The organism is Flintibacter porci, assembly GCF_041925195.1.
Taxonomy (GTDB): Bacteria; Bacillota; Clostridia; order Oscillospirales; family Oscillospiraceae; genus Lawsonibacter; species Lawsonibacter porci.
In genome coordinates this window covers 59,691-73,110 of record NZ_JBHEVB010000004.1, presented here as the reverse complement: position 1 = coordinate 73,110, position 13,420 = coordinate 59,691, and the positions used below count along the sequence as shown (strand labels likewise).

Genomic DNA, 13,420 nt, shown 5'->3' with positions numbered 1-13,420 from the left:
CCTTCCAATCACTCCTGGGTCAGCCAGGACAAAATTTCTTCCAATGTGCAGCCCGTTTCTGTGGGCCGGCCAATGACCACTAATTCCGCACCGGCCTCCCGGGCGGCAGCGGCTTTCTCTTCAAAGCCTCCGGCCCGGCCGCCGTCCTTGGTCACCAGATACCGGATTTGGTACTGCTCCAACATGGCCCGGTTCAGATCGCGGGAGAACGGCCCGTGGAGAGCAATGATATTCCGGGTGGGGATACCGGCCTGCTGACAGGCTAAGATGCTCTCCACCACCGGGAGTACCCGGGGATAAAGACGCTCTCGGTCCAGATCCTGGAACGCGCCAATCCCCTTGGCGCCAATGGCCAGCAGTACATTACCGCTGCGTTCCCTCAGCCACCGGGCAGCTTCCTCTGGGCTTTCCACCCAGTGGCCTGTCTCGTGGGAACTCTCTGCCCGGAGAAGGCGCCGCAGGGGTACTTCCGCTGCCTGGCAGGCGGTCCGGATATTCCGGGACGCCTCCACCGCGTAGGGGTGGGTGGCGTCCACACAGCGGTCAAAACTTTTTAGAAGTTCTGCCATTTCCTGTGCTGTCTTCCGGCCCACCAGAGGGGTGATGCCGGGCAGACCGGACAGCTCCTGTGCCCCCAGAGGGGTGGCCACGCTCACCGTGGCAGGCAGTCCTAGCTGGGAGAGGGCCTGGGCCAGCAACCGTCCTTCGGTGGTGCCGCCGAAAATTAGAATCTTCATTTCTTCCCCTCGTAGCCTCGGGGAGTCACCAAGTTTTCCCCAATCTGACGGGTGGAGGTGGAACCAATAAACACGGTGGTGAACATATCCACCTCAGCATCCCGAAGCTGGGCCAGGGTGAGCAGCCGCTTTTCCTGGCCGTCCCGGCCAATGTTCCGCACCCAGCCGCAGGGGGTGTCGGGGGTGCGGTGCTTCAGGAGAATGTCGCAGGCCCTGCGCAGGTGGTCCCGCCGCTTTTTGCTCATGGGGTTATAGAGGCACACGGAAAAGTCTCCCGCCCCGGCGCAGTCCAGCCGTTTTTCAATGACATCCCAGGGAGTGAGCAGGTCAGAAAGAGAGATCACCGCGAAGTCGTGCATCAGGGGAGCGCCCAGCACCGCCGCGCCGGACAGAGCTGCCGTCACCCCGGGAATCACCTCGATCTCTACCTCCGGGAACTGGACCGACAACTCCAGCACCGGACCCGCCATGCCGTACACTCCCGCGTCGCCGCTGCAGATCATAGCGGTGGTTTTTCCCTCGTTGGCCTTCTCCAAGGCCAGACGGCAGCGCTCCAGCTCCTGAGTCATGGGGGTGGTGACCAGTTCTTTCCCAGCGGTAAAGTTGGCCGCCAGGTCCATATAGGTGGTGTAGCCGCACAGCACCTCACAGTCCTCCAGCGCCTTTCTGGCCTGGGGGGTGAGATAGTCCGTTCCGCCGGGGCCAAGCCCAACCACATACAACCGTTTCATAGGTGCTCCTTCCAAGTCAAATGAAGTTCTTCCATGGCCAGGGCCACTGTGACCCCGTCCTTGGCCGTCTTTTTCCGCAGCAGAGTTCCGCCGGAGGCCAATGCCGCCCGTTCGCACACATTGTCCACTCCGGTAACCTGCTCCACAAAGGGAGAGGGGGTGAAGTCTCCGGGGACTTGCGCCAGCTCCTGGGCGGAGTAGGTGAGCAGCGGCACGTTCAACTCCCTGGCCAGTTCCTGGAGTCCGGGTTCATCCTTCTTTAAATCAATGGTACATAAGGCGCAGACTGCTTTTTCAGGAATACCCTCTTGGGTAAGTACTTCCTCCAGCAGAGTGCGGAGAGCCGCCGCCGGAGTTCCTCTCCGGCAGCCCATGCCTACCCGCACACCCTTGGGGCACAGCCACAGGGCGTCATCCTCCGGGCGGTGCAGGTCCAGCACCACCTGGGCGTCTTCCCGGGAGACCGGACACAGTCCCGCAGGTACTTCCCCGGCAATGGGCCAGGCGGAGAAAAATCCCACCGTCTCTCCAGCCAGCAGCCGGGAAGAGACGGACAAAATTCGCTCCGGATTGCACACCATCAGCCCCTGCCGCCGGGCCCATTGGTCCACGGCGAACACTCCGTTTACGTCGGTGGCCGTGGTAATGACCAGGACAGCACCGATCAAAGCAGCAATCTCCCGGGCCAGATCGTTGGCTCCGCCCAGATGGCCGGAGAGAATGGGGATGACAAACTGTCCTCCCTCGTCCACCACGACCACCGCTGGGTCGGTGCTCTTATGGCGCAGGTGAGGGGCAATAGAACGAACCGCAATGCCCGTTGCCCCCACAAAAATGAGTCCCTCAGAGCGGGAGAAAGCCCGCTCTGCCCATTCCTCTGCCTTCAGCCCATCCCGGGTGCAGGCAGCCTGGTGTCCGTGGTCGGACAGAGTTTTGGCCAACTGCTCTGACAAGGCATTGCCACGCTGGGTAAAGGCGATCAGTTCCAGCTTCATAGTGCCGCTCCATCCAGGGAGCCATCCCCCTGCCGGAATTCGGTGGTAAAGCCGGGGTGGTAGAGAAGGCTGCGCTGGTAGCTGTGGGACAAAAAGTCCCCCACCAGCACCAGGGCAGTTTTGGAGATCTGGTGTTCCCGTCCCGCCTGGGCCAGCGTGCCTACGGTACAGCGCACCACCTTCTCCTCTGGCCAGGTTGCCTTGTACACCAGGGCGGCGGGGGTGTCCGGGGTATAGGCGCCTTTGAGCAGTTCGGAGGATAGTCCCTCCAGCATGCCCGCGGACAGGAAAATCACCATGGTAGCTCCGTGGGCGGCCAGAGCGGCAATAGATTCCCGCTCGGGCACCGGAGTGCGCCCCGCCATGCGGGTGATGATGACGCTCTGGCTCACCCCGGGCAGGGTGTACTCGGTCCCTACCGCCGCCGCGGCCCCGCAGAAGGAGGACACACCGGGGGTCACATCCCAGGAGATGCCCAGCTCGTCCAGCTGGTCCATCTGTTCCTGGATGGCACCGTACAGACAGGGGTCGCCGGTGTGGAGCCGGACCGTGGTCTTGCCGCTTTGTTCCATCTCTCTGATGACGGCCAGCACCTGCTCCAGGGTCATCTGGGCGCTGTTATAAATGGAGGCGCCCTCACGGGTCATAGCCAGCAGAGTGGGGTTTACCAGGCTACCCGCGTAGATGACGCAGTCGGCCTCACCCAGCAGCTGAGCCCCTCGCAGGGTGATGAGATCGGGCCCGCCGGGGCCGGCACCCACAAAATGGACCATGGATTTCCCTCCTTACGGTATAATAATCGTAGTAAAATACCCACTGGATTTGGGTTTCTCCTCCAGAGAGGGGCAGATCCGCTCTCCGGGCAGGCCGCAGTTTTCCACCATGGCCGCCTGTTCCAGCAGGCCCCGCGCTTCCAGAGCGTCCAGAACCTGGGGAAAGTTGCGCCCCGACTTCATCAGTACCTTGGCTCCGGGCAGGTCCAACGTCTCCCCGGGACCTTCGCCGCCTCCGGGCAGGATGTGCAGGGGACTGTTCATGGTGGTCAGGCTCCGGCCAAGCCGGGCGGCCACCGCGCAGAAGGCGGGCACCCCCGGTACCATGACACAGGGGAACTCATCCTTTAATAGATCCATCAAATAGCAGTAGGTGGAGTACACCGACACATCTCCCAGCACCGCCATGGCCACGTCCTGACCCTGCTCCAGATAAGAGCGCACCGCCTGGGCGGCCTCCACATGGGTCTGGTGCTGCTTGGCCTTGTCTCGGGACATGGTGAAGTGGAGGGGCAGGAGAGTCTTGCCCTCCAGATTGGCGGCCTGCTTGGCGATGTTCAGAGCTGTCATCTCTCCGGAGGCCGTCTGAGGTGCGGCCAGCACAGGACAGGCTTCTAATGTGCGGATGGCCTTTACCGTGAGCAGCTCCGGGTCGCCGGGGCCAACTCCCACGCCGTAAAAGGTTCCTAATTTCTGTTGTTCCATCGATCTGTTAACTCCTTCCCCTTGGGGGTCAGGCCGAGAAGGCCATATTGATTGCTAAACGGGACGGCACCCACCGTCCCTTCCGGGCCGAAGCGCCGGTCCAGGTGTCCCTGAATGGCCTCCAGCAGGGAGGACAAAACTTCCTCCCGCAGCCCTGCCTGGTCCAGAACCTCCAGACAGCCGTCGGTGGTGGGGCAGTCCATAAGAGCCCGGGCAGTGTTTCGGTCCGCGCCCGCCAGAGCGGCGTGGGCACAGAATAACTCCCGGCGGCCGTCCGCCCAGCGGGAGTGAGTGTTCATGATGCCTCCGGCCAGCTTGACCAGCTTGCCGATGTGGCCCACAAGCAGAACTTCCCGAAAGCCCTCCAGACGGGCCTGATCCAGAGCCTCGCCAATAAAATTGGAGCACCGGACCACCGGGATGCTCTCGGGAATCAGGTCATGCTGGGCTAAAAAGTCCAGGCCATAGTTACCGGGCACCAGCACCAGGCGGCCGTCGCTGTGAAGCGCCGCCTGCCGCAGCTCCAGAGCCATGGTGTCCACCAGGGCCTGGACGCTCATGGGCTCCACAATGCCGGAGGTGCCCAAAATGGAGATGCCGCCTTCGATGCCCAGATGGGGGTTGAAGGTGCGCTGAGCGGCCTCTTCCCCGCCGGGGACGGAGATAGTTACCAAAAATCCATCGGTGCAGCCCAGTGCCTTCCGCTCCCGGTCCACCGCCTGGGTGATCATCTGGCGGGGCACCCGGTTAATGGCCCACTCGCCCACCGGCTGGTCGAGACCCGGCCGTGTCACCCGGCCTACACCTTCTCCGCCGCGGATGGTAATGGTATCGCCACCCTGCCGCGCTACCCGGGCCACAATGGGCAGACCATGGGTGGCGTCGATATCGTCCCCGCCGTCCTTGATGACGGCGCACTGGGCCCAGCCCTCTCCCAGCTGAGGCTGGGTGAGAGACACCTCCACCCGCCAGCCCTTGGGGGTGTCAATAGCCACCAGATCGGGCGGGCGGCCTGTGAGCAGCAACCGTACCGCTCCGGCAGCGGCCAGTGCGGCACAGGTGCCGGTGGTGTAGCCGCAGCGCAGGCGTTTTCCACCGGCGGTGACGTAGTGCTCAAAGGCCATGGTTCTCCTCCACAAGCATCTTGAGACGGTGGACGTACATCTCCTGCACCTGGGGCAGGCGGCCCAGCCCCTCAAAGATGGGGGTCACTTCATAGCCGCTGGCCTCCAGGCGGTTTTTCCAGCTTTCGGGTTCGGGGCCGGCCATGTCCTCCACGGCGTGGGTGCCCGCCACCAGCATCAGGGGAGCCAGCAGGACCCGGCGGCAGTTTTGGCGGCTCAGCTGCTCCAGCACGTCCTCCGCCTGGGGCCAGCCCTCCACCGTTCCGATGAGAATGTCCTCCCGGCCCAGCCAGTCCAGCACGCCCTGGAGGGCGGGATAGACCAGGTTGCCCGGGTGCTCAGTGCCGTGGCCCAGCAGCACCACGGCTTGGCCCTCCTGGCAAGGGAAACGGTCACACAGAATTTGCGCCAGAGCCCGCACACCCCAGGTGTCTCCCAGCAGAGGGGGGGCCATACGCAGCTGCTGAAACTGGGAACGCATCTGCCCGGATGCCTCCAGCAGGTCGTCATACTCATAGCCGGGGAGCAGGTGGGTGGGCAGAACATAGACCCGCTCCACGCCGTCCTGGGCCAGCTGCTCCAGAGCAGGCACAAAGCCGGGGATGTCCACGCCGCGCCGGGCCAGAATGCGGCGGATGGTGGGGCTGGTGTAGGCCTGATAGGCGGGCAGGTGGGGGAGAGCCTGAGCGGCGGCGCGCTCCACGGCGCAGATATCCGCCTGACGGGCCTGCTCCACTGCGGTGCCGAAGCTCACCGTCAACAGCGCTTCCTTCATGGTAAAATCCTCCTTGGAACAAGCCAGCGCGCCCCTCCTCCTGAGGGGAGAAGGGGCGCAAAAGACAACACAAAAGACGGGCCGCATAGCGGTCCGTGGTCTTCCGCCTCTCCGTTTGGTCCGTCCGGAGCGGCAGGCCCTGCCTTCAGCCTCAGGCAGTGTGGGTCAGTGGGCAGGTCTTCCGGCTTGGGTTCCCCGGCCCGCTCCCCCTTCCCGCAAGCATTGCAGTGGCGCTGGAGCGGTCCTCCCCCTTACGGCGGCGGTCCCGCGCGGGCGTTGCACCCGCTTCCCTATTCTCCCGGCCTTTTCTTCCGGGCACCCGCTGGCGATTTTTTTCTTATTGTACCCAACCTTGGCCCCTCTGTCAACGAAAAGGCCCGGCGCAGAGTGCGCCGGGCCAAAGAACCGGATTACTTGGGCTGGGTCTCCCGCTGGAACTTCTCCAGATAGGCGTCCTGGAGGAGCTTGAGACGCTGGGGATCCTTGCCGCCTACGGGGATGCCGTCAATGGACTCCGCCTTCATGCACAGGGCGCTGGAGCTGGTGACGATGACCTCGTCGGCGTTCATCAGCTCTACCATGGAGAAGGGCTTCTCCAAAACGGAGATGCCGTGCTCCTTGGCCAGGGCCAGCAGGTGCTTGCGGGTGATGCCGGGGAGGATGAGCTCGTCGGTGGGGGCAGTCTGGAGCACCCCATCCTTCAGAATGGAGATGTTGCTGTGGGCGCACTCGGTGACCCTGCTGCCCCGATGGAGGACGGCCTCGTCGCAGCCCTGCTCCACGGCGCGCTGGTTAGCCAGTACGCTGGGAATGAGGTTCAGAGTCTTGATGTTGCACAGCTTGAAGCGGATGTCCTCCATGGAGATGAGCTTATAGGGCTTGTCCATGGACTTCATGGTATGGGGCTTCACATAGATGAGCAGAGTGGGCTCCGTATTGGCGGGGAAGGGGTGGTTGCGCATGGCAACACCACGGGAGATCTGCCAGTACAGGAAGTGGATGGGGGAGTCCTCCGCGGCGTCGATGACCTTCTGCAGCTCGGCCTTGACCTGGTCGCGCTCCATGGTGAAGGGGATCTCCAGCAGGCGCAGGCTGTTGTACATCCGATCCAGGTGATCGTCCAGGGCGAAGGGAATACGGTTTGCCACGCAGGTGGCCTCGTAGATACCGTCGCCGAAGTAGAGGGCGCGGTCCCCCATGGGGACGGTCATCTCCTCCAGAGGACCCATGGTTCCGTTATAATATCCTACATTTTTCCACATGGTTTCTCGATCCTTTCCAATGTGTCCTGATATGTACCCGGAGCAGAGTGTTCCAGGGGCTATCGCAGGCCAGTTCCTTCTGCCCCTAGCATAGCAGACCTGGCGGGCAAAGTAAAGCGTTATTCCCGGTGGTCCTCGGGGACGGCGCCGGCTTTGTAGGCGCTGAGCAGATCCCGCAGGGCATCAGCCTGAGCTTGGAGTTTGGCGCCGATGTCAGTTTGCGCGATTTTGATGCGTGTGTCCATACGCTCAAAGACCCGGGAGCTGTTGGCAATGTCCATGTTTTTCTCGATGGCGGTTTTCCGACCGCAGAAGGGCTCGTGGGAGACGATGCGCAGCACCCAGGAGTTGTAGATGAGGGTGTAGCCGGCGATGCCGGTGGTGGGCTGGTAGGCTTTGCAGAAGCCGCCGTCGATGACGATAAGCTTGCCGCCGCCCTTGATGGGACTCTCGCCCTTCTTGGATTTGACGGGGATGTGGCCGTTGATGATGTGGCAGTGGGGGCCTTCCAGGCCAAATTCCTTGAGGAGCATATCGCACACGGCGGGGTCTTGATAATAGGTGTAGTAGGGGTTCTTGGGCTCGGTCCAGGCGCTCTCGTCCTTGATGAGACGGCGCTCAAAGGTGGTCATCCGGTCCCGGCCGAAGATGGGGCTGTTGCGCCCGGCCCAGAGGAACCAGAGAAAGTCCATGCCCAGCTGCCGCTCCGGGGTGCCCAGCTTGTGGTAGTAGGCCTGGCGGGCGGCGGTGTCGGCGTAGTCCAGGAACTCCTGTCCTTTCCGCTCCTTGCCGCCGATCTGGAAGGAGAGCAGCTCCCCATCCGCCGTCATGGGGATACAGCCGTGGAAGAGAAGGTTTCCGTTGAAGACCTTATAGAGGCTGCCCTTGGAGTAGAGGAAGCGGATGTGCTTTTGCAGCTTCTCACTGCGCAGGAAGGAGGCGGTGAGCTGATTGATGACCGTATCTTCTTCGGGGGTGAGGGCGTAGGGGTCTTTGGGGTCCACGGTGGGGAAGTCCACGTCCTCCAGGGGATAGGTAGTGTCTCCAATGGTGATGCACTTGTTGGCGTAGTCGATCTTGTCCAGCAGCAGGCGGTCGCTCATGCCATACTCGGGATGGCGCAGCAGCTTCTGGCCCTCCAGCTTGAAGAGGATGATGGTGATGGCCTTGTGCATCCGGGCGGAGAGGAGCTTGTCCTTCTCGCTGTACTGGTCGGCGTCGGGGCCGGTGAGCTTGACGGCAAAGCGGTGGACGTCGCAGTCCTTATATACCTCGTTGGCAAAGACGGACAGGGGGCGCAGGGAGATGCCGTAGCCCGTCTCGATTACTTCCAGATTGTTGTAGTGGATGGAGTTGGCCAGCACAGTGGCTACCAGGGTGCGGGAGCCGGAGGCGGCGCCCATCCAGAGAATGTCGTGGTTGCCCCACTGGATGTCCACGCTGTGGTAATCCAGCAGAGAGTCCATGATGATGTCCGCCCGGGGACCGCGGTCAAAGATATCGCCTACGATGTGCATGTGATCCACGGCCATGCGCTTGATGACGGCGGAGACCGCCTCGATAAAGCCGTCGGCCTGCTCCAGGTCGATGATGGTGGAGATGATATTTTCAAAGTAGTCCCGCTTGTCGGCCTCGGCGTAGTTGGTGTGGATGAGTTCGTCAATGATGTAGGCGTAATCCTTGGGCAGGGCTTTGCGCACCTTGGAGCGGGTATATTTGGAGGTGACAAAGCGGCACACCTCGATGAGGCGGTGGAGGGTAATGCGGTACCACTCATCCATGTCCTTCATCTGGCGGTGGAGCTGTTCCAGCTTCTCCTCCGGATAGTAGATGAGGGTGGCCAGCTCGTCCCGCTCTCCCTTGGAGATGGTGGAGGCAAACAGGTCGTCTACCTTCTCCCGGATGACACCGGAACAGGAGTTGAGAATATGTAAAAAGGCCTCGTGCTCTCCGTGGACGTCGGAGATGAAGTGCTCGGTGCCTTTCGGCAGGTTCAAAATGGCCTGAAGGTTAATAATCTCGCTGCTGGCGGCCTGTACGGTGGGGTACTGCTGAGCCAACAATTTCAGATAACGTAGTTCTTCCTGAGAAAATGACTTTTTCCGCTTCATTTCAAAACCTCCTTCAAGTGCGAGAATTAGACGCGAACACATTATTTCACATTTAGTCGATGCTTGCAAGTGTGTTGGCGCTCTTTAACAAAAAATTAAATAGGATAAAGAGGTGCTAAGAGAAAAGATATGCGCTATCTTTTCACTCTGAGAATTTTGTGCTATAATGAACCATCTTAAAAAAGGAGTGAGTTCCCTTGGCGCAGACCCGTGACGAAGAACGCCTGGCCAATGCCCCCATCGGCCCGTTGATGCTGAAATTGGCGGTACCGGCGGTAGCGGCTCAGGTCATCAATATGCTTTATAATATTGTGGACCGAATCTACATCGGCCACATCCCGGAGGTGGGAGACATCGCGCTCACCGGCGTGGGCGTCACCTTCCCCATTATTATGCTGGTATCTGCCTTTGCCGCCTTTGCCGGCCAGGGCGGCGCGCCCTTGGCCTCGATCCAGCTGGGTGCGGGCAACCGGGAGAAGGCGGAAAAAATCCTGGGCAACTCTCTGACTTTGCTGCTGATTGCCGCGGTAGCTCTTACGGTGGGATTCAGCATCTTCAAAGAACCCATTCTCTATGCCTTCGGCGCCTCGGAAAATACCATCGGCTATGCCATGGATTACATCGGCATCTACCTCATCGGTACCATCTTTGTCCAGCTGGCTCTGGGACTGAATACCTTTATCAGTGCCCAGGGTAAGGCCCTGGTGGCTATGCTCAGCGTGCTCATCGGCGCGGTCTTGAATATTTGCCTGGACCCGGTATTTATCTTTGGTCTGCATATGGGAGTGAAGGGTGCAGCTCTTGCCACTATTCTCTCTCAGGCGGTAAGTGCAGCCTGGGTGGTAGGCTTCCTGTGCAGCCGCCGCAGCGGCCTGCGGATCCGGAAGAAAAATATGCGCCTGGAGCCCAAGGTAGTAGGCCGGGTGGCCGGTTTGGGCGTGGCTCCCTTTATTATGCAGTCTACGGAGAGCCTGGTGACCGTGGTTCTGAACACCGGTATGCAGACCTACGGCGGTGACCTGTATGTAGGTACCATTACCATCATGCAGTCCATCATGCAGATGATCGTTCTGCCCACTCAGGGTATTACCCAGGGCACCCAGCCCATCATGAGCTACAACTACGGAGCGGGGAACTATCTGCGGGTGCGCCAGACCTTCAAGCGGCTACTCACCGTTACCTTGACTGTGACCTGTGTTTCCTTTGTGGTGGTGGCTCTGTTCCCGGGAATGCTGGCCCGGATCTTTACCCCTCAGCAGGAACTCATTGACCTGGTAAGCCGGGTCATGCCCATCTTCTTTGGCGGCATCTGGGCCTTTGGCGCTCAGCTGGCCTGCCAGACCACCTTTATGGCTCTGGGCCAGGCCCGTACCAGCTTGTTCCTGGCCCTGCTGCGTAAAGTCATCCTGCTGGTTCCCCTGGCTATTATTCTGCCCCGGGTGACGGGCAGCGTCATGGGAATCTACGCCGCTGAGCCCATTGCGGATGCTCTGGCCAGTGCGACGACCCTGACCCTGTTTTTGAGCCGGCGCAAAAAGCTGCTTCCTACCGCAAAAGATCAATAAAAAATGGGACCGCCGAGGCGGTCCCATTTTTTAGTTTTCTCCGTCCAGAGTCTGAATGAGCAGATTACGCAAGGAAATGGCGCTCTGGCGGTTCATCACCATGGAGGCCACCTGCTCGGTGTTGGGGGTGGCGATGTTCTCCAGTCCGTTTGTGGTAACTGTCACCGTATTTTCCATATATTTATAGGAGGCGTCCAGAGTGATCTCCAAAATCTCACCCTGCTTGTCGCTGACCTTGCGCAGGCCGAAGGTGTTGACATATTCCGGTTTCATCCACAGGACTCCTTTCAGGTAAAGGTAGCGGTGTAGGACAGCTCTTCCCAGGCGCCGGGCTGCAGGCTGCGGATACCTGCCTTGTCTTTCAGTTCACGGCCCACAAAGGTGGCATCGGGGAGGGTGGACCAGGGCTCAATGCACACGTAGTTGGTGTCAAAGGGCTTGGCCTGGGTCCAGATTCCCAGATAGGGAAAATCGGCGAAGTCCGCAGTGACCCGGGGACGGTCCTGTCCGTCCACCAGGACGGCTCTGGCCTGAGGAGGCTGATCCAGAATCACGGTATCCAGATGATACGTGGTGGGGTCAAGAGCGATGCGTCCGTTTTCCAGAGAAATGGCGCCATTTTTAGGCGTGACCAGGGACTGCTCATTGAGTCCATAGGGCTCGATGGTATCCTCCAGACCGGGCAGGCGGATGGCATACTGTCCCATGGTCTCCCCCTCCTCCAGGGGAGCACGGAAGCCGTCGTGGACGCCCAGTTCGTAGTACATCACCTGCTCCGAGCGGTTTTCCACCCGGTGGCATTTGATCAAACGGTTCTCTTCCAGTGTATAGGTGACCGTGAGCGTGAAGGAGAAGGGATACATGCGCCGGGTCTCCTCGTTGTCGGTCAAGCGGAAGGAGACCTTGGTGTCTGTGTGTTCCACGACCTCAAACACGCAGTCCCGGGCAAAGCCGTGCTTGTTCATGTGATAGGGGACGCCATCCAGCAGGTAGGTGTTGTCTTTCAGACCGCACAGCACGGGAAAGAGGATGGGAGCGCGCCGAGCCCAGATGTCTGCGTCTCCCTGCCACAGGTACTCCGTGCCGTGGTGGTTGCGTACCGAGGCAAGCTGAGCGCCCAGGTCCTCGATGTCTACGGTGAGACATTCATTTTGAATGGTGACGATCATAGAGAAGGTCCTCCTTTGATATAGGTTCCGTTGAGAATAGCTTCCATCAGCTCCTCCCCACGGTAGCATAGTTTCAAAGAGAAGAAGGGGGTGTCCTCTTGGGCGATGAGATCCAGAAAGATAGCGTCTCCCTCCCAGTGGGGCAGCTCCAACAGTTTTTTGCGGGGAATCCACTCCAGCACGCCCTCGTCGCACTCCTTCAGCGTGCCGGTGAAGCCGTCGGCAGTAAACAGGTGCATGTACTCGGTGGGCCAGCGGTCAGAGACAAAGGTGACGATCCCCCGGTAGCGGTAGGAGGTGAGGGTCAGGCCGGTTTCCTCCTTTGCCTCCCGCAGCACGCAGTCCTCGGGGCTCTCCTTGTCCTCGAACTTTCCCCCGATGCCGATCCACTTGTCGTGGTTGAGGTCGTTTTCCTTTTTCACCCGGTGGAGCATGAGGTAGTCCTCGCCCCGGGATATGTAGCATAAAGTGGTATTGATCATTGTGCGGCCTCCACGTAGCCCAGCTTGGCGGCTACCGCGTCATACCGGGGGGTGGGCACGCCGTACTGCCGGCCCAGGCGCACCACCTGAAAAATGAGACCGTCCACCTCAGAGGGCTTTCCGGCATCCAGATCCCGCTTAAGGGAGGTGGAGGCGTCGGGGTCCAGGGCGTCCTGAATGGCCAGGTTGCGCTCTGCCAAGTCGTCTCCCAGAGGAAAACCCATGGCAGCAGCCAGAGCGCCGATCTCATTGACAAAGGCCGCAAAATCGTCCCGGACAGGGCCGGGGTGCTGCATAGCGCCCACCTTCACATCATGGAAGATCCCGCAGGCAGCCATGGAGGAGACCACCGAGAACTTCATCCAAGCATCCCGCTGGATGTTGTCCGAGAGAATGGCCTCCACGCCGCACTCGTTGAGGTCCTGCGCCACCTGCTCCAGCTCCGGGCGGTACTCCTCAGGAGTGCGGGGGCCAAAGACCACACGGAAGATGTCTCCGCTCATGTGCACCACTCCGGGAGCTTTGATCTCGGCGGCAATGTACACGCATCCGTCGGTGACCAGAGACTGGGGCAGGCGAGGCTGCATGGCGCCGCCGGTCCCTACCACATTCAAAATAGGGATCACGATGGTCTCCGGGCGGCACAGCCGCTCCAGGGTGGGGAAGATGCCCTCCAGAGAGTAGCCCTTGACACAGACAAAAATAACGTCGGGCTGCTGCTCATAGTGTTCCTGTTCAAATGCGGGAATGGGGACGGCAAAGGTACCGTGGCCGGTTTCCAGCACCAGGCCGTTTTCTTCAATGGCATCCCGGTGGGCGCCCCGGGCAATGAGGGAGACATCCTTTCCGCTCATGGCCAAGAAGGCGGCCAGACAGCCTCCCGTGCCGCCGGCGCCGTATACAAGGTACTTCATAAAAGCCTCCAAGCAGTGTATAATTTATTTCCAGTATACCACGCTGAGGCGGCCAGGTGCAACACAGCCCGCCCGGG

Annotated in this window: 14 protein-coding genes and 1 riboswitch; of the genes, 1 reads left to right on the top strand and 13 read right to left on the bottom strand. The window is 60.7% G+C overall.

The features are described from left to right. Positions 1 to 8: 8 nt before the first annotated feature. The 9 genes from cobK to ACEVJL_RS05340 form a co-directional block, all read right to left on the bottom strand. Positions 9 to 737: a precorrin-6A reductase gene (gene cobK / locus ACEVJL_RS05380; RefSeq protein ID WP_374737124.1), complete on the bottom strand. Its 729-nt coding sequence runs from the start codon at positions 735 to 737 to the stop codon at positions 9 to 11. Beyond that, positions 734 to 1,468 carry a precorrin-3B C(17)-methyltransferase gene (gene cobJ / locus ACEVJL_RS05375; protein ID WP_110441364.1) on the bottom strand — a complete coding sequence of 245 codons (735 nt, stop codon included), beginning with the start codon at positions 1,466 to 1,468 and terminating at the stop codon, positions 734 to 736. The genes cobK and cobJ overlap by 4 nt, the downstream gene beginning before the upstream one ends. After that, complete coding sequence (locus tag ACEVJL_RS05370) at positions 1,465 to 2,463, bottom strand: cobalt-precorrin 5A hydrolase (RefSeq protein WP_374737123.1); 999 nt, start codon at positions 2,461 to 2,463, stop codon at positions 1,465 to 1,467. The genes cobJ and ACEVJL_RS05370 overlap by 4 nt, the downstream gene beginning before the upstream one ends. Beyond that, on the bottom strand, positions 2,460 to 3,236 hold the full coding sequence (cobM, locus tag ACEVJL_RS05365; RefSeq protein ID WP_374737122.1) for a precorrin-4 C(11)-methyltransferase: 777 nt from the start codon (positions 3,234 to 3,236) through the stop codon (positions 2,460 to 2,462). The genes ACEVJL_RS05370 and cobM overlap by 4 nt, the downstream gene beginning before the upstream one ends. Before the next feature lie 12 nt (positions 3,237 to 3,248). Next, a complete protein-coding gene (cobI, locus tag ACEVJL_RS05360) occupies positions 3,249 to 3,941 on the bottom strand; it encodes a precorrin-2 C(20)-methyltransferase (protein WP_374737121.1) in 693 nt (230 codons plus the stop codon). Then, on the bottom strand, positions 3,923 to 5,065 hold the full coding sequence (gene cbiD / locus ACEVJL_RS05355) for a cobalt-precorrin-5B (C(1))-methyltransferase CbiD (RefSeq protein ID WP_374737120.1): 1,143 nt from the start codon (positions 5,063 to 5,065) through the stop codon (positions 3,923 to 3,925). The genes cobI and cbiD overlap by 19 nt, the downstream gene beginning before the upstream one ends. Then, positions 5,055 to 5,840 carry a sirohydrochlorin cobaltochelatase gene (locus ACEVJL_RS05350; RefSeq protein WP_374737119.1) on the bottom strand — a complete coding sequence of 262 codons (786 nt, stop codon included), beginning with the start codon at positions 5,838 to 5,840 and terminating at the stop codon, positions 5,055 to 5,057. The genes cbiD and ACEVJL_RS05350 overlap by 11 nt, the downstream gene beginning before the upstream one ends. Before the next feature lie 154 nt (positions 5,841 to 5,994). Beyond that, a riboswitch (cobalamin riboswitch) is annotated at positions 5,995 to 6,178 on the bottom strand. Between the two features lie 72 nt (positions 6,179 to 6,250). Beyond that, positions 6,251 to 7,102 (bottom strand): aminotransferase class IV, encoded by an 852-nt coding sequence (locus ACEVJL_RS05345; protein WP_302668068.1) that lies wholly within the window; start codon positions 7,100 to 7,102, stop codon positions 6,251 to 6,253. Between the two features lie 119 nt (positions 7,103 to 7,221). Continuing rightward, a complete protein-coding gene (locus tag ACEVJL_RS05340; RefSeq protein WP_110441358.1) occupies positions 7,222 to 9,213 on the bottom strand; it encodes a fructose-1,6-bisphosphatase in 1,992 nt (663 codons plus the stop codon). A gap of 197 nt (positions 9,214 to 9,410) precedes the next feature. Between ACEVJL_RS05340 and ACEVJL_RS05335 the strand changes: the two genes are divergently transcribed. After that, complete coding sequence (locus tag ACEVJL_RS05335) at positions 9,411 to 10,778, top strand: MATE family efflux transporter (RefSeq protein WP_008981951.1); 1,368 nt, start codon at positions 9,411 to 9,413, stop codon at positions 10,776 to 10,778. A 30-nt stretch (positions 10,779 to 10,808) separates the two neighbouring features. Here ACEVJL_RS05335 and ACEVJL_RS05330 read toward each other — a convergent pair whose 3' ends face one another. The 4 genes from ACEVJL_RS05330 to ACEVJL_RS05315 are packed head-to-tail and all read right to left on the bottom strand — an operon-like array spanning position 10,809 to position 13,343. Further along, the gene (locus ACEVJL_RS05330) at positions 10,809 to 11,051 is read right to left on the bottom strand and encodes a hypothetical protein (RefSeq protein ID WP_008981950.1); all 243 of its coding nucleotides are present in this window, start codon (positions 11,049 to 11,051) and stop codon (positions 10,809 to 10,811) included. Between the two features lie 14 nt (positions 11,052 to 11,065). Continuing rightward, positions 11,066 to 11,947 carry an aldose 1-epimerase family protein gene (locus ACEVJL_RS05325; RefSeq protein WP_325208113.1) on the bottom strand — a complete coding sequence of 294 codons (882 nt, stop codon included), beginning with the start codon at positions 11,945 to 11,947 and terminating at the stop codon, positions 11,066 to 11,068. Beyond that, positions 11,944 to 12,429, bottom strand: coding sequence for an NUDIX hydrolase (locus tag ACEVJL_RS05320; RefSeq protein WP_110441356.1), 486 nt, complete (start codon positions 12,427 to 12,429; stop codon positions 11,944 to 11,946). The genes ACEVJL_RS05325 and ACEVJL_RS05320 overlap by 4 nt, the downstream gene beginning before the upstream one ends. Beyond that, positions 12,426 to 13,343: a ketopantoate reductase family protein gene (locus ACEVJL_RS05315; RefSeq protein WP_374737118.1), complete on the bottom strand. Its 918-nt coding sequence runs from the start codon at positions 13,341 to 13,343 to the stop codon at positions 12,426 to 12,428. The genes ACEVJL_RS05320 and ACEVJL_RS05315 overlap by 4 nt, the downstream gene beginning before the upstream one ends. Between the last annotated feature and the right edge of the window lie 77 nt (positions 13,344 to 13,420).